General features: G+C 49.2%; 21 protein-coding genes and 3 riboswitches. Of the genes, 9 read left to right on the plus strand and 12 right to left on the minus strand.

Going from position 1 to position 20,068, the window contains the following annotated elements; genetic code table 11:
- Positions 1-39: 39 nt before the first annotated feature.
- From Q9R23_RS07655 to Q9R23_RS07685, 7 genes are all read left to right on the plus strand, one after another.
- Positions 40-408, plus strand: coding sequence for a GntR family transcriptional regulator (locus tag Q9R23_RS07655; RefSeq protein WP_035410669.1), 369 nt, complete (start codon positions 40-42; stop codon positions 406-408).
- Positions 402-1,268, plus strand: a complete 867-nt coding sequence (locus Q9R23_RS07660; protein ID WP_035410673.1) for an ABC transporter ATP-binding protein — start codon at positions 402-404, stop codon at positions 1,266-1,268. The genes Q9R23_RS07655 and Q9R23_RS07660 overlap by 7 nt, the downstream gene beginning before the upstream one ends.
- Positions 1,261-2,238, plus strand: a complete 978-nt coding sequence (locus Q9R23_RS07665) for a hypothetical protein (RefSeq protein ID WP_214852092.1) — start codon at positions 1,261-1,263, stop codon at positions 2,236-2,238. Before Q9R23_RS07660 ends, Q9R23_RS07665 begins: the two co-directional genes overlap by 8 nt.
- Positions 2,239-2,407: 169 nt before the next feature.
- Positions 2,408-3,766, plus strand: coding sequence for an alkaline phosphatase (locus Q9R23_RS07670; protein ID WP_311246761.1), 1,359 nt, complete (start codon positions 2,408-2,410; stop codon positions 3,764-3,766).
- An 11-nt stretch (positions 3,767-3,777) separates the two neighbouring features.
- Positions 3,778-4,425, plus strand: a complete 648-nt coding sequence (locus tag Q9R23_RS07675) for a DUF4352 domain-containing protein (RefSeq protein ID WP_311246763.1) — start codon at positions 3,778-3,780, stop codon at positions 4,423-4,425.
- Between the two features lie 128 nt (positions 4,426-4,553).
- Entirely contained in the window at positions 4,554-5,159 is a 606-nt protein-coding gene (locus Q9R23_RS07680) for a UTRA domain-containing protein (protein WP_311246764.1), read from the plus strand.
- Positions 5,128-6,177: an alpha-amylase family glycosyl hydrolase gene (locus tag Q9R23_RS07685; RefSeq protein ID WP_311246765.1), complete on the plus strand. Its 1,050-nt coding sequence runs from the start codon at positions 5,128-5,130 to the stop codon at positions 6,175-6,177. Before Q9R23_RS07680 ends, Q9R23_RS07685 begins: the two co-directional genes overlap by 32 nt.
- A 299-nt stretch (positions 6,178-6,476) precedes the next feature.
- Here the strand turns inward: Q9R23_RS07685 and Q9R23_RS07690 are convergent, their stop codons facing one another.
- The 10 genes from Q9R23_RS07690 to Q9R23_RS07735 all read right to left on the minus strand — a co-directional run bounded on the left by Q9R23_RS07690 (position 6,477) and on the right by Q9R23_RS07735 (position 16,865).
- The gene (locus Q9R23_RS07690; protein WP_311246766.1) at positions 6,477-7,835 is read right to left on the minus strand and encodes an alanine/glycine:cation symporter family protein; all 1,359 of its coding nucleotides are present in this window, start codon (positions 7,833-7,835) and stop codon (positions 6,477-6,479) included.
- A 478-nt stretch (positions 7,836-8,313) separates the two neighbouring features.
- The gene (locus Q9R23_RS07695; RefSeq protein ID WP_311246767.1) at positions 8,314-9,135 is read right to left on the minus strand and encodes a DUF6612 family protein; all 822 of its coding nucleotides are present in this window, start codon (positions 9,133-9,135) and stop codon (positions 8,314-8,316) included.
- Positions 9,136-9,347: 212 nt separating this feature from the next.
- On the minus strand, positions 9,348-9,806 hold the full coding sequence (ribH, locus tag Q9R23_RS07700) for a 6,7-dimethyl-8-ribityllumazine synthase (protein ID WP_035395821.1): 459 nt from the start codon (positions 9,804-9,806) through the stop codon (positions 9,348-9,350).
- Positions 9,803-10,993, minus strand: a complete 1,191-nt coding sequence (ribA, locus tag Q9R23_RS07705; RefSeq protein ID WP_311246768.1) for a GTP cyclohydrolase II — start codon at positions 10,991-10,993, stop codon at positions 9,803-9,805. The genes ribH and ribA overlap by 4 nt, the downstream gene beginning before the upstream one ends.
- A complete protein-coding gene (gene ribE, locus Q9R23_RS07710) occupies positions 10,993-11,619 on the minus strand; it encodes a riboflavin synthase (RefSeq protein ID WP_056064153.1) in 627 nt (208 codons plus the stop codon). The genes ribA and ribE overlap by 1 nt, the downstream gene beginning before the upstream one ends.
- A complete protein-coding gene (gene ribD, locus Q9R23_RS07715) occupies positions 11,604-12,644 on the minus strand; it encodes a bifunctional diaminohydroxyphosphoribosylaminopyrimidine deaminase/5-amino-6-(5-phosphoribosylamino)uracil reductase RibD (RefSeq protein WP_311246769.1) in 1,041 nt (346 codons plus the stop codon). The genes ribE and ribD overlap by 16 nt, the downstream gene beginning before the upstream one ends.
- Positions 12,645-12,802: 158 nt before the next feature.
- Positions 12,803-12,947: riboswitch (FMN riboswitch) on the minus strand.
- A gap of 183 nt (positions 12,948-13,130) precedes the next feature.
- The gene (locus Q9R23_RS07720) at positions 13,131-14,336 is read right to left on the minus strand and encodes a M20 family metallopeptidase (RefSeq protein WP_311246770.1); all 1,206 of its coding nucleotides are present in this window, start codon (positions 14,334-14,336) and stop codon (positions 13,131-13,133) included.
- A 22-nt stretch (positions 14,337-14,358) separates the two neighbouring features.
- Entirely contained in the window at positions 14,359-15,177 is an 819-nt protein-coding gene (locus tag Q9R23_RS07725; protein WP_029342773.1) for a MetQ/NlpA family ABC transporter substrate-binding protein, read from the minus strand.
- Positions 15,178-15,196: 19 nt separating this feature from the next.
- Entirely contained in the window at positions 15,197-15,847 is a 651-nt protein-coding gene (locus Q9R23_RS07730; protein WP_023469541.1) for a methionine ABC transporter permease, read from the minus strand.
- On the minus strand, positions 15,837-16,865 hold the full coding sequence (locus tag Q9R23_RS07735) for a methionine ABC transporter ATP-binding protein (protein ID WP_214728401.1): 1,029 nt from the start codon (positions 16,863-16,865) through the stop codon (positions 15,837-15,839). The genes Q9R23_RS07730 and Q9R23_RS07735 overlap by 11 nt, the downstream gene beginning before the upstream one ends.
- Before the next feature lie 86 nt (positions 16,866-16,951).
- Positions 16,952-17,055, minus strand: a riboswitch (SAM riboswitch).
- A 249-nt stretch (positions 17,056-17,304) separates the two neighbouring features.
- Positions 17,305-17,406, plus strand: a riboswitch (SAM riboswitch).
- A gap of 67 nt (positions 17,407-17,473) precedes the next feature.
- Between Q9R23_RS07735 and Q9R23_RS07740 the strand changes: the two genes are divergently transcribed.
- Positions 17,474-18,232 (plus strand): alpha/beta hydrolase, encoded by a 759-nt coding sequence (locus Q9R23_RS07740; protein WP_251137616.1) that lies wholly within the window; start codon positions 17,474-17,476, stop codon positions 18,230-18,232.
- Positions 18,233-18,312: 80 nt separating this feature from the next.
- Here the strand turns inward: Q9R23_RS07740 and Q9R23_RS07745 are convergent, their stop codons facing one another.
- Positions 18,313-18,927 carry a thymidine kinase gene (locus Q9R23_RS07745; RefSeq protein ID WP_035410895.1) on the minus strand — a complete coding sequence of 205 codons (615 nt, stop codon included), beginning with the start codon at positions 18,925-18,927 and terminating at the stop codon, positions 18,313-18,315.
- 183 nt (positions 18,928-19,110) lie between these two features.
- On the opposite strand from Q9R23_RS07745, the gene Q9R23_RS07750 reads away from it, so the two are divergent.
- Positions 19,111-19,761 carry a DedA family protein gene (locus Q9R23_RS07750; RefSeq protein ID WP_311246771.1) on the plus strand — a complete coding sequence of 217 codons (651 nt, stop codon included), beginning with the start codon at positions 19,111-19,113 and terminating at the stop codon, positions 19,759-19,761.
- 35 nt (positions 19,762-19,796) lie between these two features.
- On the opposite strand, the gene Q9R23_RS07755 is transcribed toward Q9R23_RS07750, so the two are convergent.
- Positions 19,797-20,042, minus strand: a complete 246-nt coding sequence (locus tag Q9R23_RS07755; protein ID WP_023469546.1) for a type B 50S ribosomal protein L31 — start codon at positions 20,040-20,042, stop codon at positions 19,797-19,799.
- Positions 20,043-20,068 lie beyond the last annotated feature (26 nt).

The raw sequence follows: 20,068 nt of genomic DNA on the forward strand, positions 1-20,068 counted from the left end.
GTGTATTAATTGAACTAGTACACTTAAGGAGGTGAAGAAATGTTCACCGTCGATCCAAAAAGTCCGTTACCGATCTATGAACAACTGGTCGCTCAAATCATCCGCTCGATTGCCCGTGGTCTACTCCGCTCTGGCGAACAGATGCCATCCGTCCGTGAACTTGCTGGTACACTCCTTGTCAATCCGAACACTGTCTCCCGCGCCTATCAGGAACTCGAGAGCCGCAACTTCATCGTCACGATGCGCGGCAAAGGATCCTTCATCTCAGATATTCCACTTCATGAAGTCAAGAAAGCCGCCATTCAAGATCCACTCATCCGCCTTTGTTCCGTCGCCGACGAACTCTCCATTTCAAACGAAGAACTCTATCAACTCATCTTACACATTAGGGAGGATTCCTCATGTTGACCGTTTCTCATCTAACGAAACAAATTGACCGTACCATGATTTATGAAAATGCATCCTTTACTCTACCAGCAGGAACGATTACTGCGTTGATCGGGCGTAATGGTGCCGGAAAAACGACATTACTGAAAACGCTTGTCGGTGCTCTTGAGCCAACGCGCGGAAAAGTTGAATGGAATGGCGAGTCGATCCACCACGTTCCGAAGACACGCGAGCACCTTTTCCTCGTTCCGGATTCTGTTTCCGTCTATCGCCAAATGACACTCGGCGAACTGATCAACTTCTACAATGCGTTCTATCCGAACTTCGAGAAAACATACATCGAAAACTATTGTCGTTCGTCAAACCTCGATCGCGGACGTCGCGTGACGTCATTATCCAAAGGACAAGCTCAGTTATTCCTTCTTCAACTTGCGTTCGCGACGAATGCTCCGGTCCTCTTACTGGATGAACCAACAGACGGACTCGATCGAATCAACAAACGAGATTATCTGAAACAGCTCGTCTCATTGCTTGCGGAGCGCCAAACTGCCGTCTTGATCGCCTCACACCAACTCGAAGAGCTCGATTCACTCGCTGACCGTGTCATGACGATTGAAAAACATCTCGTCCGCGAACCAAAGGCACTCGACGACGCCAAAGCCAGCATGCAGAAATGGCAAGTCGTCTATGAGGACGTTCCGGAATTGTCACACGCTGATCTTCACGTCTTATCCCAAACAGGTCGGGTCGTGACATTGCTCGTCTTATCCGATGCAGGCGCGCAGTATCTTGAAACGACGAACCCCTTGTTAAAAGATGCTTTGCCAGTGCAGATGGAAGATTACTTCTTAGGGACATTTGGAGGGAAACGACATGGTTAAGCAATTGATCCGTTATCATATCAAACAAGGCATCTGGCCGCTCGCTTGTTTCATTCTGCTTGCGATCTTCAGCTATGGGTTCGGCAGTTATACCGTCATCAATGAGTTCGAGAATTACGAGGCCTCTCAGCAACCTGCTCTACTCAACACCGTACTCGTCAGTCCCTTTTTCGCCGGATTCGCAGCGATTCTCATTGCTGTCTTCGCGATCCTGATGCTCGGTTCCGAGCGCGGGAGTGGTCGCAGCCTGATTTTGCACGCGTTACCGTTTCCGAAGGTCTGGTTGTTCTGGATCAAATGGTCGATTGGCGTCGTAACACTGATCGTGTTTCCGATCATCGGCTTCTTCGTCAGCTGGTTGTTGCTACAGGCGTTCGGCGGTATCAATCCGTTTGATTACGTCACGTGGTCGTCACTCTTCCAAGATTTTGGTCTTTTCCTTCTATTTGATGTGACGATTTTGACGATCTTCTTATTCGCCGGAACAATTGCTGGTGATATCATCGGACAACTGTTGCTTGGTACGTTCTTCTTGTTCTTGAACTACTTCACGTATTTCAGCATCTACGCCGTCGCCCTGCTCGGTTTTGGTGTGACCTACGAGGAGTTAGACAAGCCAACAAATTTCCTGATGACGATCACGACACCCTTCGCACTCTTTTTTGAAAGTAATGTCGATCTGAATCTAACGTATCCCGTCTTGTTCTGTTTCGCTTTGACGATTGCCTTACTCTTCTTTGGTAGCCGCCTATATATCCGCGGAGCGAACGAACGACTCGGTCGGTTCACTATTTTCCCGAAACTACATCCAGTACTGATCATCACGTTCTCGATCTACACGACGATCCTGCTCGCAGGAATCATTGGTCTGATTTCGTCCGAGAACCAGTTCCTGTACTGGCTCGCGATCGTCATTCTCGCATGGCCGACGTTCAGTTCCTACCGTCGGATGATCGGATGGAGTCGCTAATCTATACACAAGTAGCCCTTCTGAGATGATTTTTCAGAAGGGCTATTCGTTTGTCATCGTTTCTTCACAAACCTTTACAGACGGTCCATATGGATTTCATATTTTCTGCGTAAAGTTGTGTTTGTAGGTCGTAGCGCCATAACCCATTACCTTTTGAGGAGGAATCCCTATGAAACTAAAACGTCTGATCCCGATTTTTGCCTTATCGACCCTTTCCCTGAGTACGATGATTTCGATGCCGGAAGCCGAAGCGAAAGCCAAACATACTCACTCACCCGAAATCCGGAACGTCATCTTCCTGATTGGTGACGGCATGGGTGTCTCATACACGTCTGCACACCGTTACTTAAAGAACGATCCTTCGACGACGACGGCTGAAAAAACAGCCTTTGATCCCTATCTCGTCGGTCAACAGATGACGTATCCGGAAGATGCGAAGGAGAATATCACCGATTCCGCCTCTGCCGCGACAGCGATGTCCTCTGGTGTGAAGACGTACAATGCAGCGATTGCGGTCGATAATGATAAATCGGAAGTCAAGACCGTCCTAGAAGCGGCCAAAGAACGTGGCAAGTCAACGGGACTCGTCGCGACATCGGAAATCACGCATGCAACACCTGCCTCATTCGGTGCGCATGACGAAAGTCGTAAAAACATGAATGCGATTGCAGATGACTATTTCAAAGAACGTGTGAACGGCAAACATAAAATTGACGTCATGCTCGGTGGCGGTAAGTCGAACTTCGTCCGTCCGGATGTTGATTTGACGAAAGCATTCAAAAAAGACGGTTACAGTTACGTCACGGATCTGGATCAATTGCAAGCGGATAAAAATAAACAAGTGCTCGGATTGTTCGCAGACGGTGGATTACCTAAACGAATCGATCGCGAAAACTCAGTCCCGTCACTTGCTCAAATGACGAACGCCGCAATCAAGCGACTTGATTCGAATAAAAAAGGCTTCTTCCTGATGGTCGAAGGCAGTCAAATTGACTGGGCAGGACACGACAATGATATCGTCGGTGCGATGAGTGAGATGGAAGATTTCGAACGTGCTTTTAAAGCCGCGATCGCTTTCGCGAAGAAGGATAAGCATACACTCGTCGTCGCAACAGCCGACCACTCGACTGGCGGTTACTCGATTGGTGCGGATGGCATTTACAACTGGTTCGCTGAGCCAATCAAAGCAGCGAAGAAGACACCTGACTTCATGGCGCAGCAAATCGTCGAAGGCGCGGACGTACGGAAAACGTTAATGAAGTACATCGACCAAGACAAACTCGCCTTGACGGACAAAGAAATCGACAGCGTCTCCCGCGCTGCTGAATCGAAGAAATTACTCGAGATCGATAATGCGATTGAAGAAATCTTCAACGAACGCTCGCATACAGGCTGGACGACAGGTGGACATACAGGTGAAGACGTACCCGTCTATGCGTTCGGTCCTGCTAAAGACCGATTCGCGGGACAAGTCGACAACACGGATCACGCGAAAATCATCTTCGATCTCTTGAAATCGAAGAAATAAGGAGAATGTTCATGAGACAGATACTTGCTACTTTGATGCTCGGGACGGTACTCGCTGGTTGTGGCACTTCAGCATCACAAGACACACCAAAAGAACCAGCGTCTGCGAAACAGGAGCAGCCGGTATCGCTTGAAAAAACAAGCGCCTATGTCCCGAACCCGCAAATTCCAGATGATCGTCAGCTGACGAAAATCGATCAAACCGTGACGGACGACAAAGGCGACCTGACGTTAAAAAAGTTCAAACCAGTGAATGAAACGCGGAAGATTGGTCCAATCAAGATGACGATCGAAGAAATCAAAGTCTTTCACGCACGTCCAAGCTACGGCATGATCGATTTCTTCCATGGTTATACGCACGATGAGTCCTTTGATCTGATTAAGACACGTGTTACGATCACAAACACGAGTGACGCACCCGTCACCTTTAATCCCGTTGCTCATTTCAAACTGAATGACGAAGCGGAAAAGACACTTGAAGACGATGTCTATCTCGAATCCCTGGCAAAGACATATGCTCCATCCGAAACGCATAGTGGTAATTTCGGATTCATCTTGGAACGCCCGGTCACATCAATCGAACTCTTGACGAGTGACGTACTCGATGAAAAACAAGCGGTCCTCAAAAAGGGTACGACGTATTCGACATCCCTTCGTTAAATACCCTTCACACTTTTGCGCTCCATCTGTTTTCCGGTTGTACCCGGACCATAGGTGGAGCTATTTTGATGCCTGTATTCGTTCCATGCTACACTAAAAGTACTATTTGAGTGCAAAGGACGGATTGTATGCCGAAATACTTAACCATTTATCATCAACTCGCACAACGGATTCAAGAAGGAACGCTTCCAGCTGACATGAAATTACCTTCTGAGACAGAATTGATGCATGAATTCGAGGCGAGTCGTGGAACGGTCCGAAAAGCGATCGATGCGCTGCAAGAGAAAGGCTTTGTCCGCAAACACCAAGGAAAGGGTGTCTTCGTTCTGTCGCAAGAAGCGATCGAGTTCCAATTCAACGGAATCGTCAGCTTTTCGGAGGCGCATCGCCGGATGGGTCGACATGCTGTCGAGACGGATGTGCTATCATGCGAAGTGCTCCCCGCCTCTCCTGAGCTCGCTTCGTTATTGCATGTGGCACAAGGAACAGACGTGACCCGTATTGAGCGGATTCGTCAGATTGATGGCGAACGCGTCATCCGTGACATTAATCATTTCGTAACCGCACTTGTGCCCGACCTAACCGCTGACATCGCTCAAGGTTCGATCTATCATTACATCGAAGAGACACTCGGACGGCAGATCAGCTATGCGAAACGAAAGATTGAAGCGCGCCCTGCGACACGGGAAGACCAAGAACGACTTGATCTCGAAGACGCCAGGGCTTCCCAATGATCCCGAGGGAGACGGACGTGCGTACTATACGGACGGACCAAACGTTCATGACTACTTGCAAGAGATGAACGCAGCCGTTTTTGCCGGACACGATCTCTTGACGGTCGGTGAGATGTCGTCGACGTCGCTTGAACATTGCCTTCAATATTCTTCGCTCGAAAATCAAGAACTGAAGATGACGTTCAACTTCCATCACTTGAAGGTCGATTATCCGAACGGTGAGAAATGGACGGCTGCACCGTTTGACTTCAAGCAGTTGAAACAAATTTTCTCCGACTGGCAAACTGGCATGAACGGACAAGCATGGAACGCGATTTTTTGGTGTAACCATGACCAACCCCGCGTCGTCAGCCGGTTTGGTGACGACGTCGCGTATCGTGTTGAGAGTGCAAAGATGCTCGCGACAACGCTTCATGGCTTGCAAGGTACACCGTATATTTACCAAGGAGAAGAGATCGGAATGCCGAATCCGGACTTCACGAATCTGTCCGACTACCGTGATGTCGAGACATTGAATGCCTATCAAGAAGCACGGACCAACGGCGTATCGGAAGAAGCAATTCTCGCTGCGATCCGTCAAAAATCACGCGATAACGCGCGGACACCGATGCCTTGGTCGGACGCCGTCAACGGTGGCTTTAGTACAAGTGAGCCATGGATCCCGATCTCGCCGACGTACGATCAAATCAATGTCGAGGCTGCTGTCGCAGACCCTGATTCAGTCTATCATCATTACAATCGGTTGATTCAACTCCGCAAACAGTATGACGTGCTCACGGACGGTTCATACCGGCTGTTGACACCGGACGATCCATCACTTTGGGCGTACGAACGCGCAACGAATGAAGAAGAATTACTCGTCGTCTCGAATTTCTACGGAACGGACACGACGTTCACGTTACCTCATGACGGATCGGACTATACGGTGTTGCTTCATAATTATCAGCAGATGCAGACAGAAGGGTACACTTTAACGTTACGACCTTATGAATCACTGATGCTTTATCGTAAAAAGTGATTGAATGAGACGGAGCACACGCAAAAAAGAGAAGGTTGGTTTCCAAGGGATACCCTAGAAACCAATCTTCTCTTTTGTTGAATAGATATAGAATGTGAATGCCTATTCCTCGACTCCTACAGGAAAAGAAAGCAGGGTACACGCTTTCGTCAGGGAAAGGAAAGACCCGGCGAACCGCATGGAATACAGATTGCCGTGGCTTACCTCCCTTCTGTGGAAAGCGAGGATGGCAGAATCATTCGTTTTCAAAAATGATTTTTAAGAACTAGTTCCTTTCGAGTCTTTCATTTTCACATGTTCTACGAAACTTTCCGATTCGCTTCTTCTCGTCTCAACTGTTCGCGGAACAGTCGTGTCTCAGCAATGACGACGCCGGACAATCCAATCAAACCGATTAAGTTCGGAATCGCCATCAATCCATTGAAGACATCGGAAATCGCCCAGACCATGTTCAAGTTCGTCGTCATCGCACCCGCTCCGGCGACTAAGACGAACAGGATACGGTATGGGAGAATCGATTTTTGACCGAATAGATAATAGATTGATTTTTCGCCATAATACGACCAGCCAAGAACAGTCGAATAAGCAAACATGACGAGTCCAATCGTGACGATGTATTTTCCGGCAGGACCGAGGAAGACCTCGAAGCTTGCTGTCGTCAATTCAACGCCTTGTAACTTCGTATCAAGTTGTCCTCCCATGACGAGCGTCAAACCTGTGATCGAACAGACGACCAATGTATCTAAAAACACCTGCGTCATCGAAACGAGCGCTTGACGTCCTGGGAAGTCCGTTTTCGCTGCAGCGGCTGCAATCGGTGCTGAACCAAGACCCGCTTCATTTGAGAAGACACCACGCGCGACACCATAACGAATCGCCGCCCCGATCGCGCCACCCGTAATTGCTTCGCTTGAGAACGTGCTGCTGAAGATCGTCGAAATCGCACCTGGAATCAAGTCATAGTTCATGACGAGAATCAGTAATCCACTTCCAACATAGAAGAAAATCATAAACGGAACAAACAAACTAACAATTTTTCCGATTGATTTGACCCCACCAAGAATGACGACGCCTGTCAGTACCATCAATACGATCCCCGTCACATAAAGTGGCACATCGAACGTTGATTTCATCGCGAGGGCGACCGAGTTCGTCTGGACCCCGTTCCCGATCCCGAACGCAGCGATTGAAGCGAATGCGGCAAACAAGACACCCAGCCATTTCTGCTTCAGCCCACGCTCGAGATAATACATTGGCCCCCCTGCCATCTGTCCATTTTCATCAACGACACGGTACTTGACGGCAAGGATTGCTTCCGCATACTTCGTCGCCATCCCGAATAGACCGGACAACCACATCCAAACGATCGCACCCGGTCCTCCGAGGACGACGGCGGTTGCGACACCAACGATATTCCCCGTACCGACGGTCGCAGCCAGTGCCGTCATCAATGCTTGAAAGTGACTGATGTCGCCTTCCGACTTATCGTCCTGATGCTTTGAAAACGCGAGCTTCAGCGCATACGGTAGTTTGGTAATTTGAATGAATCCTAAGCGAATCGTCAAATAAATCCCCGTACCGACCAACAGAATAAGTAACGGTGGTCCCCAAACAAGATTGGACACCGTACTGATCCAGTCACTAAATGAATTTCCCATTCGTGTTACCTCCCATTATGAAATATGTAGTTCTTTACCATTTTTTCAGAATTTACTGATAATTGTCAAACTATTTTTTTATGAAACTATTTTGATACTTCTTCATTTCAATAATTCACTACGATCGTTGTCATCGGAGTGTTCAGTGTAATCTTTATTATTTTGATTTTATAATCGATCTTCGGTCCTCTTCGCCAACTGCAGGCAAAACCTACGAACTTGCCACTCAAGACGATCGAACATTTGAATGCCGCGTCCGGTGGGGTGCTGTCCTTCATCGATACGAAAGTCGTCAATGACAATGATTTATTCGAAGCTATCTCGATTCAATACTAGGATGACGCTCAAGCATTCCGCGATATGCACGAACAGATTTTCGTCAGTCAAAAACAGACGGAAGCACTAAAAGAAGTTCTTCGTCAGTTCCAAGTCTCAAAAAAGTCCCCTCATCTTCATGGAAGAGAGGGGACTTCGATGTTTATTGTGCTGCACCTGTGAGCGGTTGTGCATCTTTTGCTTCCACAGGTAATTTGATTTCGCTGATCTCATTGAATTTTGAGAACGTCGACTCGTTCTTCATATTGAACTCGGTATCTTTTTCAATCGCAAACACCATGTCCATATCGAGTGATTTCGGATAGAATGTTTTCGCATCATACGTCATCGTGTAATTCATTTTCTTGTAATCGATGCTGTCCATCGCATCTTTCATCTGTGCCATCTGTCCTGTCTGTTCGAGCGAATCCTTCATGAATGCTTTGAGGTCGTCCCCTTTTAGTTTGACGTCGATTTGATAAACGTCACCCTCTTTTTTGGCGGTCCAGTTGTCTTTGTACTTTTTCAATAGCTTGAGATTTTGATCCGTCGATGCCGATGACTCCATCGCCTCGACCATATCACCTAGCTCCGAGACATCTTGAACGAGCCATTGTCCGTTTTGCGATAGATACATCTTATCGTCGACGATATAGCTCTCGATCGACATGTCCTTACCGTTTTGTGGATTTTTCATCGTCATCGTCTGGTGCATCGTAAGCGGCTTCTGGATGATATCGGCTGATACCTTCTGATCTACTGCCATCTCACCTGCTTTTGAATTGACCGTCCCTTCCATGTGGAACGATTTAATATCTTTTTGAGCGGCTGTCGCTTTATTCAGTAATTCCGTATTCGAGAGTTCCCCCGACTTCGTCGAACCAGACCCACTGCCACTACCCGAATCTGTCTGCCCATCTTGACATCCAGCTAATCCAATCGATGCTGCGACGATCCCAGCTGCTACCCACCTTGTTTTCTTCATATTCATTTCCTCCTTTATACGCGTTACCCTGATTTACGAAAAACATTGGAAAATGTTTCAAAGTTTCTTTATTACCTCATTACCGTTCTTCTTCAAAACAAATCCTCATATTTCAAATCTACTATTCTTTTTTTGAAATTTGATTTATCACCTGCAAAATGTCCACAAAAAAATAGGATGACGGAAACTTCCGTCACCCTATCCTTATTTCGTTAGATCGTGCGTAAAAGATTCGCCATCTCAATCGCGGAAACGGCAGCTTCGTAGCCTTTATTTCCAGCTTTCGTACCGGCACGTTCGACCGCTTGCTCGATCGAATCCGTCGTCAGGACACCGAAGATGATGGGTACGCCTGTATCACGCGACGCACTCGCGACGCCTTTCGCGACTTCGTTACAGACATAGTCATAATGTGATGTTGCTCCGCGGATGACGGCTCCCAGTGTGATGACCGCATCATACTTACCGCTTTTCGCTAACTTTTCCGCAACGAGTGGAATTTCAAATGCTCCAGGAACCCATGCTGTATCCACAGCATCCGCCGCAACACCGTGACGACGGAACGCGTCGTTTGCTCCTCCGACGAGTTTTGATGTGATCAATTCATTAAAACGTGCTGCGACGATTGCGACGCGTAGTCCTTCTCCTGTTAAGAAACCTTCGTAAATCATGATGTGTGTCCTCCTTGGATATCGAGCCAGTGCCCGAGTTTCGTTTGTTTTGTTTTCAGATAACGCTGATTTTCCGGTTCAATGGGTACTTGATGGGGAACACGTTCGATGACTTCAATCCCCTCTTGCTCGAGCACCCGTTGTTTGTCTGGATTGTTCGTCATCAAGCGAATCTTCGTCACGCCAAGATCACGCAACATGTTGGCCGCGACCGTATAATCACGCATGTCTGTCGGATAACCGAGTGCATGGTTCGCTTCGACTGTATCGAGTCCTTGTTCCTGCAACTCGTACGCTTTCAACTTCGCCATCAGACCGATGCCGCGTCCTTCCTGACGTAGATACAAGACGGCTCCACCTTCTCGTTCGATCCGCTCAAGTGCCGCATCGAGTTGTGGACCACAATCGCAACGTTTCGAACCAAAGACGTCGCCCGTCAGACATTCCGAGTGCAGACGGACGAGCATCCCATCGTGCGCTTCACCGGATAAGACGGCGACATGTTCTTTCTTATCTTGCGTCGTATAGCCGACCATCCGGAAAGCTCCGAATGTCGTCGGAAGCAACACTTCCGCTTCCCGCGTCAATGGACGCTCGAGATACGCGACGAGTGCCTCGATCGTGATCAGTTTTAAGTCGTGTTCTTCCTTATAGAGAAGCAAATCATCCACCCGTGCCATCGTGCCATCTTCCTTGATGATTTCACAAATGACGGCAATCTCATCGCTACCGGCAAGACGCGCAAGGTCAACACCTGCTTCCGTATGTCCGCGTCGTTCCCGAACACCGCCCTCTTTTGCGATCAACGGGAAGATGTGACCCGGTCGTTTGAAGCGCTCCGGTCCATCCGTCCGCATCCGCTGGATCGTCAGTGAACGCTCTTCGGCACTGATGCCGGTCTTTGCCTCTTCATGATCGATGCTGAGCGTGAACGCCGTACCGTGCGGGTCCGTATTATTGTCCGTCATCGGCGAAAGATGTAATCGTTCTGCCACATGTGGACTAACCGGAACACAGACGAGCCCTTTTCCATACGTAATCATGAAGTTGATATTTTCCGGTGTCGCGTGTTCTGCGAGCATGACGAGATCGCCCTCATTCTCACGATCCTCATCATCACAGACGATGATCGGTCGTCCGTTCTTTAAATCTTCTATCGCGTCTTCAATCAAGTCGAATCCGTTCATTACATGTCGCCTCCTAAGAATGCTGCCCAGTCCGTCTGTTTCTCATGTTGCGTGAAATGATAGAGATGTTTCGCCATCATGTCACACTCGATGTTGACGACTGCGCCGCTTGCCAATCGATCAAACGTCGTCACTTGACGGGAATGCGGAATCAATGAAATCGAGATCGTTTCCGAGGTGACGCGTTGCAAGGTCAGGCTCGTGCCGTTGATCGCGATTGATCCTTTTGGAATGCAATACTTTTGCCACGATCCGACATCAAACGTGTACACCATCGCTTCTCCGTCCGGTCGCCGACTGATTAGTCGTGCCGTCCCGTCGATGTGCCCACTGACGAAATGTCCGCCGAACCGACCATCTGCCGGCATCGCCCGTTCGAGTTGCAGCGGGTTTCCGACCCGGTACGTGCCGAGTGCTGTCGAACGGATCGTGTCATGGACGGCATCCGCCGTAAAACCGGTTGGGCTCATTGACGTGACCGTCAAACAAATCCCGTCGACGGCGATGCTGTCACCAATCTTTGTTCCTTCGAGCACCCGGTGCGCTTCGATTTCAAGTGCTAATCCATTCGGTCGCGGAATCTTTCGTTTTAAGGTCCCGACTTCTTCAATCAATCCGGTGAACATATCGTCTCCTCCTTTCGGATGTACGTCAGATGGAGATCCGGTCCGACCATTTCAATCTGATCGATTTGAAAACGTTCTTCGATATCATGTCGTCCGTTCCAGGCAGTCCCTTCAAAAATCGACGGGGCTTGGTAGACTTCAATCCGATCGACGAGATCTGCCTCAAGAAAAGCGGCTTGAATCGTCGGTCCACCTTCAATCAAGACACTACGGATGTCTTGTTCGTATAAGCGTTTCAAAATCGCTTCCGGCGTCTCATATTCACCAACGAGGACCGTCACCTGATCATGACTTATCCGAGGAACACTCGTCAGCCAGTACGTTGGATTTTTTCCATCGCAAAAGACTTGCGCGGTCTCTGGCACCCGACCACGGCGATCGACGATTACTCGAATCGGCTCGATGCCTGACGACGCGCATAACGTCAGTGCCGGATCATCGACGAGCACCGTCTCACTTCCGACGAGGATGGCATCGTGGCGACCACGCAGGGCGCGACCGTTCGCGCGTGCTTCTTCTGACGTGATCCAGCGCTGTTCACCTGTCGCCGCGATCCCGTTCATCGTCTGAGCGATTTTGACGGTCACGGTCGGGCGTTTTCGTTCGATCGTCTTCCAGAATGCCGTGTAAAGGGCTTCTGCCTCATGCCGTAACAAGCCGACCTCGACTTCGATTCCCGCGTCCTGTAGCCGTTTAATTCCGGAACCAGCGACGATTACATGTTTGTCTTCTGTTGCGACGAAAACTCGTTTGATTCCTGCTTGTAGAATCGCTTCCGTGCATGGTGGCGTCTTGCCGTGATGATTGCATGGCTCGAGCGTCACGTAGAGATCGGCACCATGGGCGGCTTCTCCTGCCATCCGTAAGGCTTCGACTTCTGCGTGCGGCCCACCGGCAAACCGGTGCGCACCAAAACCGATGATGCGTCCTTGTTTGACGATGACACAGCCGACACTTGGATTCGGACTTGTTTGTCCGTGTAACATTTGTGCTAATTGCATGGCATAACTCATCATCTGTGACATCGCGTTCACTCCTTTCAAATAAAAAAGACGCCCCTTGAAAAAGGGGCGTCTGTATAGAAGGGTTCACGAAATACACGGTTCGCCTTCTGCTTTTTCGCATGCAGAAAGAGACCATCTCCTGAAAACATTTTTTCAGAAAACAGCTTGAATCGCGTCGTTTCGTTCTTCTCCCATCCGGACTTTACCGTCGGCCCTGGAATCTCACCAAGTCAGCCATGATGCGTACATCACGGGTCGCGGGCTCGTCAATCGATTGATCGCATCACCGCCGGTTGGGATTTTCACCCTACCCCGAAGAACTGGATTATTGAGTTATACAATTTTAGCCTAGCATATCTTTTTCAAGAAAACAAAGCGCAAATGTTTCGGTCTTGGCTCTTTTATGATTTCGTTCCACTTCTGTTACCCCTCCCCAATTCGTGATCGACTGGATACTAAAAACGACTGGAGCACCTGATATCAGTGCGTCCAGTCATTGTGTTCCGGTTACAAATACCCGTTCTTCCGGTCGTGGAATTCTTGAGCGATCGCCCCGCGCGTCCGTTCATCAGCGAGGACGCGAAGCGCTGTCCGTGCGAGGATTTTAGCGCCTGCGATCAACGCTTCATCCCCCTCTTCCGAACGGGCTGCTTCTTTGAATGCTTCTGTATGGGCGACGAGATCGTCCGGACCAATCTTGATATACGGATGGATTGTCGGGATGACTTGACTGATGTTACCCGCGTCCGTCGATCCAAGCCCCGGTCGTTCGTCGAGGTGCACGATTTGCCCAAGCGCCTCTGCTTCTTCTTGGAAGAGACGATCAAACGTCCGGTTGAAGACGAGATTGTCGACTTCATTTTGGAACGCGATGACGTCAAGCGTCGCCCCGGTCGCGAGTGCCGCGCCTTGGGCAACGGCTTTGACTTTTTCCGTGACGGCATTCAGTCGTTCCCGTGTCGTCGCCCGGATGAAGAAACGTGCTTTTGCGTATTCCGGAATGATGTTCGGCGCATCGCCACCATGCGTGATGATCCCGTGGATCCGGACATCGTCTGGTAACTGCTGACGTAAAGCATTGATTCCGTTGAAGAGTTGAATGACAGCGTCGAGGGCGTTGATGCCTTCTTCCGGTGACGCCGCTGCGTGCGCCGGACGACCCGTAAAGGCAAAATCGAGCGGATCAACCGCAAGCGAGGATCCCGTGATCCGCGTTTGTCCCGACGGATGGACCATCAAGGCCGCATCGATCCCTTCCAGTAACTGATGTTTGACGAAACTGCCTTTCGCACTACCGTTCGGTCCACCTTCCTCGGCTGGTGTTCCAAGGACAACGACACTCCCGCCGACTTCATCGAGCACTTTACTGAGCGCGATCGCCGCTGCGACGCTCGTCGTGCCGATGATATTATGACCGCACGCGTGACCGATGCCTGGCAACGCATCATACTCAGCAAGAAAGGCAATCGTCGCGCCTGGTCGGTCGCTCGACTTCTTCGCGAAGAACGCGGTATCGTGCCCCGCGACACCGAGTTCTACCGTAAAACCTTCCGCCGTTAGACGCTCTGCATGTAGTCGCGAAGCAAAGAATTCCTCGTTACCGATTTCCGGCGTTGCATGAATTCGGTGACTTGTCTCAAGATACGATTCTCGTTTTTGTTCGATGTCCTGTTCAATCGTCTCTACCCATGTCGTGCGTACTGGTGTCGTCATACTGTCCACTCTCCTTTTGAAATTATTCGCCGATATCGCTCAGTGGAACGAACGTCGGGATCGTACTGCCTTTGTATTCTTTTTTGATGAAGGCCGCGACATCTTTTTGTTGATACAGCGATGCGATTTTTTTCAGTTCTTTTTTGTTCTTGTCTTCTGTTCGTGTTGCGATGATGTTGATGTATGGTTTTGCTGTCTCGTTCTCATGAACGATTGAGTCCTTGATCGGGTTGAAGCCAGCGTCAACGGCGATGCCATTGTTGATGATTGACGCCGCGACGTCCGGTAAGACGCGTGGCGTTTGCCCGGCGACGATCGGAACGATTTTCAGCTTCTTCGGATTCTCGACGATCTTATCGACTGAACCGTTACCATCAAAGTCGTCCGGTAACTTGATCAGACCGGCTTCTTGCAGTAACAAGAGGGCGCGTCCCATGTTCGTCGCTTCGTTCGGAACAGCGATTTTTCCGCCAGTTGGAATGTCTTTGACGTCCTTGTATTTATCCGAGTAAATCCCCATCGGTGCGATGACAGTCGTCGCAATCGGCGACAGCTTCAAGTTATGTTCTTTCTTGAAAGCGTTGAAGTAGGAAATCGTCTGGAAGGCATTGGCGTCGATCTCACCCTCAGCCAGTGCCATGTTCGGCTGGACATAATCGGAGAACTTGACGAGTTCGATTTTGATGCCTTCCTTCTCTGCTTTTTTCGCGACATAATCCCAAACTTGTGTGTCTGAACCGCTGACACCGAGCTTGATCGTCTTTTCGTCTTCTCCTGATGCTGCGCACCCGGCAAATAAAATCGTCGTGAGTGTTGCTCCAATTGCTACTGCTTTTTTCATGGCTGAATCGCTCCCTTGATTAATGTCTTCTGATTTTTCGTGCGACGATGTTGCCTGTCGTCTGTAAGCCTTGGACTAAGATGACGAGAATCCCGACCGTGATGATCATGACTTTCGTGTCGAACCGTTGATAGCCGTACGTAATTGCTAAGTCACCCAGTCCACCACCACCAATGGCACCTGCCATCGCCGACGCCCCGATCAAGCCGACCGTCGCGATCGTTAAGTTAAGGATTAGTGAACCGAGTGCTTCCGGCAGAAGGAAGCGGAAAATCGTTTGGAACGGTGTCGCGCCCATCGCTTCTGCTGCCTCAAGGACACCTTTGTCGACTTCAAGTAAGGAACTCTCGATCAGCCGTGCCATATACGGGGCGGCATAAAAGACGAGCGGAACGATGGCGGCTTCTGTTCCGATCGATGTCTGAACGATCAAGCGCGTCAACGGGATGATCGCAACAAGTAAGATGATGAACGGAATCGAGCGGAAAATATTGACGATACTGTTGAAGAACGTGAACAACGGAACATTTTCAAGTAACGCTCCTTTTCGCGTGACGACAAGCAGGATACCGAGTGGTAAGCCGATCAAGGTCGAGAACAAGAGCGAAACGGATACCATCGTCATCGTCTGCAAGAATGCTGTCCAGATATCACTGTAGTTAACTAGCATCAGCGAGCACCTCCTCAACGGTTACCTGCGCCTGATCGATGTAGTGTAACGCTCGTTTCACTTCTGTCGTCTCACCGATCAGTTCAACGAGTAATGTGCCGAACGGCGTATCCTGCAACTCCGTGATGCTACCGTGCAGGATATTGACATCGACGTCGAAGCGTTTTGCGACTTGCGATAAGAGTGGTTGTCCGGTGTGATGTCCAAGGAAGTGAATCTTATAGATTGGATTCGCATTCCGGGACTCGATCAACTGACGAATCGACGCTGGAATCTCGTCATGCATGACGGAGCGAACGAAATTTTTCGCTGTCTCAGTCTGCGGGTTTGAAAAGACATCAAAGACCGTTCCTGACTCGATCAACTTTCCAGCTTCAATGACGGCGACCCGGTCGCAAATCTCCCGGATGACGCCCATCTCGTGGGTGATCAAGAGAATCGTGATCCCGTACTCGGCATTGATCCGTTTTAATAACTGAAGAATATGATGTGTCGTTTGGGGATCAAGTGCTGACGTCGCTTCGTCACATAAAAGGACGGAAGGTTGCGTCGCTAGTGCCCGGGCGATACCAACGCGCTGTTTCTGCCCACCCGACAATTGATCCGGATAATGATCTGCTTTGTCCGCGAGATCGACGAATTCGAGTAACTCCGTCACCCGGCGGCGAATTTCGTCTTTCTTGACGCCTGCGAGAACGAGTGGTTTCGCGACATTCGTAAAGACCGTGTTCGCATTCAACAGATTGAAGTGCTGAAAGATCATCCCGATCCGTTGTTTTGCTTGGCGTAACTTTTTCGGAGACAGTTGCGTTAAATCTTCCCCATCGACCGTCACCGTTCCTGACGTCGGTCGTTCTAACAGATTGACGCAGCGGAGCAGTGAACTTTTTCCGGCACCGCTAAAACCGATGACCCCAAAGATTTCACCTTTTTCGATCGTCAGGTCGACACCGTCGAGCGCTGCAATCGTCTGATCTTTCGTGACGTACGTTTTTTTGACTTGATGAAATGCAATCATTCCGTTTTCCCCCTTCATTCAACAAAAAAGGCCCCTTCTTGAGAAACAAGAAGAGACCTGGATCCGCACAGTGGCAGAATCCACTCCACTCATCTCTCAGACATCTGTCTGATGGAATTGGCACAGTGCTCATAATGAGTCTGTTGCCGAGGTTTCGTAGGGCCAGTCCCTCCACCTCTCTGGATAAGTATTGCGGTATGAAATTCGTATGTGTGTTGTTGTGTTGTTGCTTATGTCGTAAAACTAATTTTTACATTACGGGTCGAACCTTTAAAAGTCAACCAACTTTTCAAAAATAATCCATTTGGCGCATATCGATGGATGAACAAGTTATGAGTTAGCTTACTGAACGGATCATGATTCGTCAAGAACGATTTGACAAGTCATTTTCGGTCGTGCTACCATCGTTTCAATGATTAATCCGACAATTCCAATATGATATTTATCAAGAGTGAACGAGAGACCTGGCTCTATGACTTCACGGCAACCTGCAATCTGTAAGGTGCTCCGACCAGCAAAGCGCGGCTTTGGATGATACGGTGAAAAACTCGTGGGCGTCCAAGCAGTGACGTCGACGAGTTTTTTTCATGAATGGAGGAAAAATAGTAATGATGAACTATCCTGTATTGACTGGTGCTGAAGCATTTTATCTTCAAGGTGGACCGATCGGCATTCTAATCTGTCATGGTTTTAACGCCACTCCGCAGAGTGTCCGGGACGTCGGTGAGGCATTTGCTGCCGAAGGTTTTACCGTCTATGCCCCGCGCTTACGTGGACATGGAACGAACGTCCGCGAGTTTGAACAATCGACTGCTCGATGTTGGAAGCAAAGCCTGCAAGACGGCTATGAACGTTTACAAGAAACATGCGATCAAGTCTTCGTCATCGGTCAATCGATGGGTGCGACGCTTGCGTTGTCGCTCGCTGCTGACGGCATTCCGTTTGCCGGCATCATTACGATCAATGCCGCACTCTCCGTTCCATCCTATGAAGCACTTTCGTTCGAGGACGGTCCACAGTACTTACCGGAAGGGGCACCGGACATTAAGCGAGCAGCCTTCGAAATCATTTATGACCTCGTTCCGAGCCGTTGTGCGTTCGAACTCGTCCGCTTGATGGATGAGACAAAAGGACGCCTCGGATCCATTCTCCTGCCGACATTGATTCTCTACTCGGCGACCGATCACGTCGTTCCGCCGTCGAGCTCGGATTATCTGCACCAGCACATCGGGACGAATGATAAACGAATCTACTGTCTCCTCAACTCGTACCACGTCGCGACCCTCGATCATGATCAGGATTTGATCGTGCGTGAGACGATTCGTTTCATCGAACGCTCGAGTCGTTTCTCACAGGAAACGGGATAAAAAAAACAGCTATTCGTCTTCACTTAGAAGCGAACAGCTGTTACATCAAAGGACGACCATCATCGGTTCGTCTTTTTTGTTTATCCTTTTTGGTGTTGCATCGTTTGGAGCGGCTTCGGCTTTCCTGGCACTTCATGGCAGTGGCGGCACCGTGGCTCATACGATTCTGAAGCGCCGACTAAAATGATCGGATCATCATAGTTCGCTGGTTTTCCATCAATCAAACGTTGTGTCCGGGAAGCCGGATCGCCACATGAGAGACAGATCGCCTGAAGTTTCGTCACAAATTCTGCGCGCGCCAGTAATTCCGGCATCTTGCCAAATGGCTCTGCCCGGAAATCCTGATCGAGTCCTGCACAAATGACGCGTTTTCCGTCTTGCGCAAGTGCTTCGATGACTTGAACGATCTCATCATCAAAGAATTGAACTTCATCAATTCCGACAATTTGTGTTTCTTCCGCTACTGCTGCATAGAGATCACGACTCGTCGCCATTGGAATCGCCACGACGGAATTTCCGATGTGAGAGACGACATGCTCTTCATGGTACCGGTCGTCGATTGCCGGCTTGAATACTTGAACGGGCAGTTTGCCGTACTGTGCCCGTCTGACACGACGAATCAACTCTTCCGATTTCCCGGAAAACATACTACCACAAATTACTTCGATCCAGCCGTACTGATTTATTACATGCATCATCGTCCGACACCGTCCTCTAAAAATAGTCACTTTAACGAGTATAGCTCGAAACGGTATTGAGAAAAAGGGTTGACTTCCGGAAATCAAAATTCATTTTTTCTTTACCTAGAATTTTTGTCCTTTCATTCCAACCTTCATCCATTTCCTGTACACTAAAGAAGAAGATTCTCGCGAAAGAAGGTGTCCCCGATTCATCATCTCTTACATGACATTCTGCACCAATATGGCGCCCTTGGTCTTTCCGTCCTTCTCGCAGGTGGTATCGTGGGATTGCCGGTTCCTGATGAGACCTTGCTCGTCCTGTCCGGTTTTTGGATGCATCAAGGCAATCTACCGCTGTTCGGTACGATTCTTGCCGCTTACGCTGGCAGTTGCATCGGAATGACGATTAGCTACGTGCTGGGCTTAAAACTCGGCATGCCCCTGTTGCATCGCGTCGGACCAAAGATGCGCATCTCAGAAAAACACATTCTCTCCGCTGAAGCCGGATTTCGTCGTTACGGCAAATCGGTCTTGATCATCGGTTACTACATACCTGGTCTTCGCCAACTCTCTGCCTTTTTTGCAGGTGTTTCAAAAATGCCGTTTCGCATTTTTGCGAGTTACGCGTATACAGGTGCTTTGATTTGGGTCAGTGTGTTCTTGGGCGCCGGCTACTTTGTTGGTCGTCATATCTCGTTCCACAAAGTCGTCGACTACATCTTGGCACATCCAGAAGCCATGCCGTACTTGATCGGGATTGTCGGCGGGATTGCTTTCTCGTTCGTCTTAAAGACGTACCTTACGTACCGTTCGCAATTCAGCCTATACAAAAACAGCCTGCTTCCGTAATGGAGGCAGGCTGCTTTTTAAGAACCGGCAAGTAATTACTTGCGGCCGTATTTTTTGTTGAAGCGATCGACACGACCATCTGCCGCGTTGAACTTTTGACGACCTGTATAGAATGGGTGCGAGTCTGAAGACACATCCACACGGATGAGTGGGTACTCGTTACCATCTTCCCAAGTGATCGTTTCGTTCGAAGAACGAGTAGAACCGCTTAAGAATTTGTACTCAGTCGTTGAATCCATAAATACTACTTTGTTGTAGTTAGGGTGAATTCCTTGTTTCATGGTTGATTTCTCTCCTTCCGCCCTGG

Origin of the sequence: Exiguobacterium sp. BRG2, from assembly GCF_031844245.1 — a bacterium.
Lineage (GTDB): Bacteria > Bacillota > Bacilli > Exiguobacteriales > Exiguobacteriaceae > Exiguobacterium_A.

Excerpts from the sequence above, each read along its gene's own strand:
- Q9R23_RS07755 (WP_023469546.1), bottom strand. The coding sequence starts at position 20,042 with ATGAAACAAGGAATTCACCCTAACTACAACAAAGTAGTATTTATGGAT.
- Q9R23_RS07670 (WP_311246761.1), top strand. The coding sequence starts at position 2,408 with ATGAAACTAAAACGTCTGATCCCGATTTTTGCCTTATCGACCCTTTCC.
- Q9R23_RS07735 (WP_214728401.1), bottom strand. The coding sequence starts at position 16,865 with ATGATTGCATTTCATCAAGTCAAAAAAACGTACGTCACGAAAGATCAG.
- Q9R23_RS07695 (WP_311246767.1), bottom strand. The coding sequence starts at position 9,135 with ATGAAGAAAACAAGGTGGGTAGCAGCTGGGATCGTCGCAGCATCGATT.
- Q9R23_RS07720 (WP_311246770.1), bottom strand. The coding sequence starts at position 14,336 with ATGACGACACCAGTACGCACGACATGGGTAGAGACGATTGAACAGGAC.
- Q9R23_RS07740 (WP_251137616.1), top strand. The coding sequence starts at position 17,474 with ATGATGAACTATCCTGTATTGACTGGTGCTGAAGCATTTTATCTTCAA.
- Q9R23_RS07660 (WP_035410673.1), top strand. The coding sequence starts at position 402 with ATGTTGACCGTTTCTCATCTAACGAAACAAATTGACCGTACCATGATT.
- Q9R23_RS07655 (WP_035410669.1), top strand. The coding sequence starts at position 40 with ATGTTCACCGTCGATCCAAAAAGTCCGTTACCGATCTATGAACAACTG.
- Q9R23_RS07745 (WP_035410895.1), bottom strand. The coding sequence starts at position 18,927 with ATGCATGTAATAAATCAGTACGGCTGGATCGAAGTAATTTGTGGTAGT.
- ribD (WP_311246769.1), bottom strand. The coding sequence starts at position 12,644 with ATGTCACAGATGATGAGTTATGCCATGCAATTAGCACAAATGTTACAC.
- Q9R23_RS07675 (WP_311246763.1), top strand. The coding sequence starts at position 3,778 with ATGAGACAGATACTTGCTACTTTGATGCTCGGGACGGTACTCGCTGGT.
- ribA (WP_311246768.1), bottom strand. The coding sequence starts at position 10,993 with ATGAACGGATTCGACTTGATTGAAGACGCGATAGAAGATTTAAAGAAC.
- Q9R23_RS07680 (WP_311246764.1), top strand. The coding sequence starts at position 4,554 with ATGCCGAAATACTTAACCATTTATCATCAACTCGCACAACGGATTCAA.
- ribH (WP_035395821.1), bottom strand. The coding sequence starts at position 9,806 with ATGATTTACGAAGGTTTCTTAACAGGAGAAGGACTACGCGTCGCAATC.
- ribE (WP_056064153.1), bottom strand. The coding sequence starts at position 11,619 with ATGTTCACCGGATTGATTGAAGAAGTCGGGACCTTAAAACGAAAGATT.
- Q9R23_RS07690 (WP_311246766.1), bottom strand. The coding sequence starts at position 7,835 with ATGGGAAATTCATTTAGTGACTGGATCAGTACGGTGTCCAATCTTGTT.
- Q9R23_RS07730 (WP_023469541.1), bottom strand. The coding sequence starts at position 15,847 with ATGCTAGTTAACTACAGTGATATCTGGACAGCATTCTTGCAGACGATG.
- Q9R23_RS07665 (WP_214852092.1), top strand. The coding sequence starts at position 1,261 with ATGGTTAAGCAATTGATCCGTTATCATATCAAACAAGGCATCTGGCCG.
- Q9R23_RS07725 (WP_029342773.1), bottom strand. The coding sequence starts at position 15,177 with ATGAAAAAAGCAGTAGCAATTGGAGCAACACTCACGACGATTTTATTT.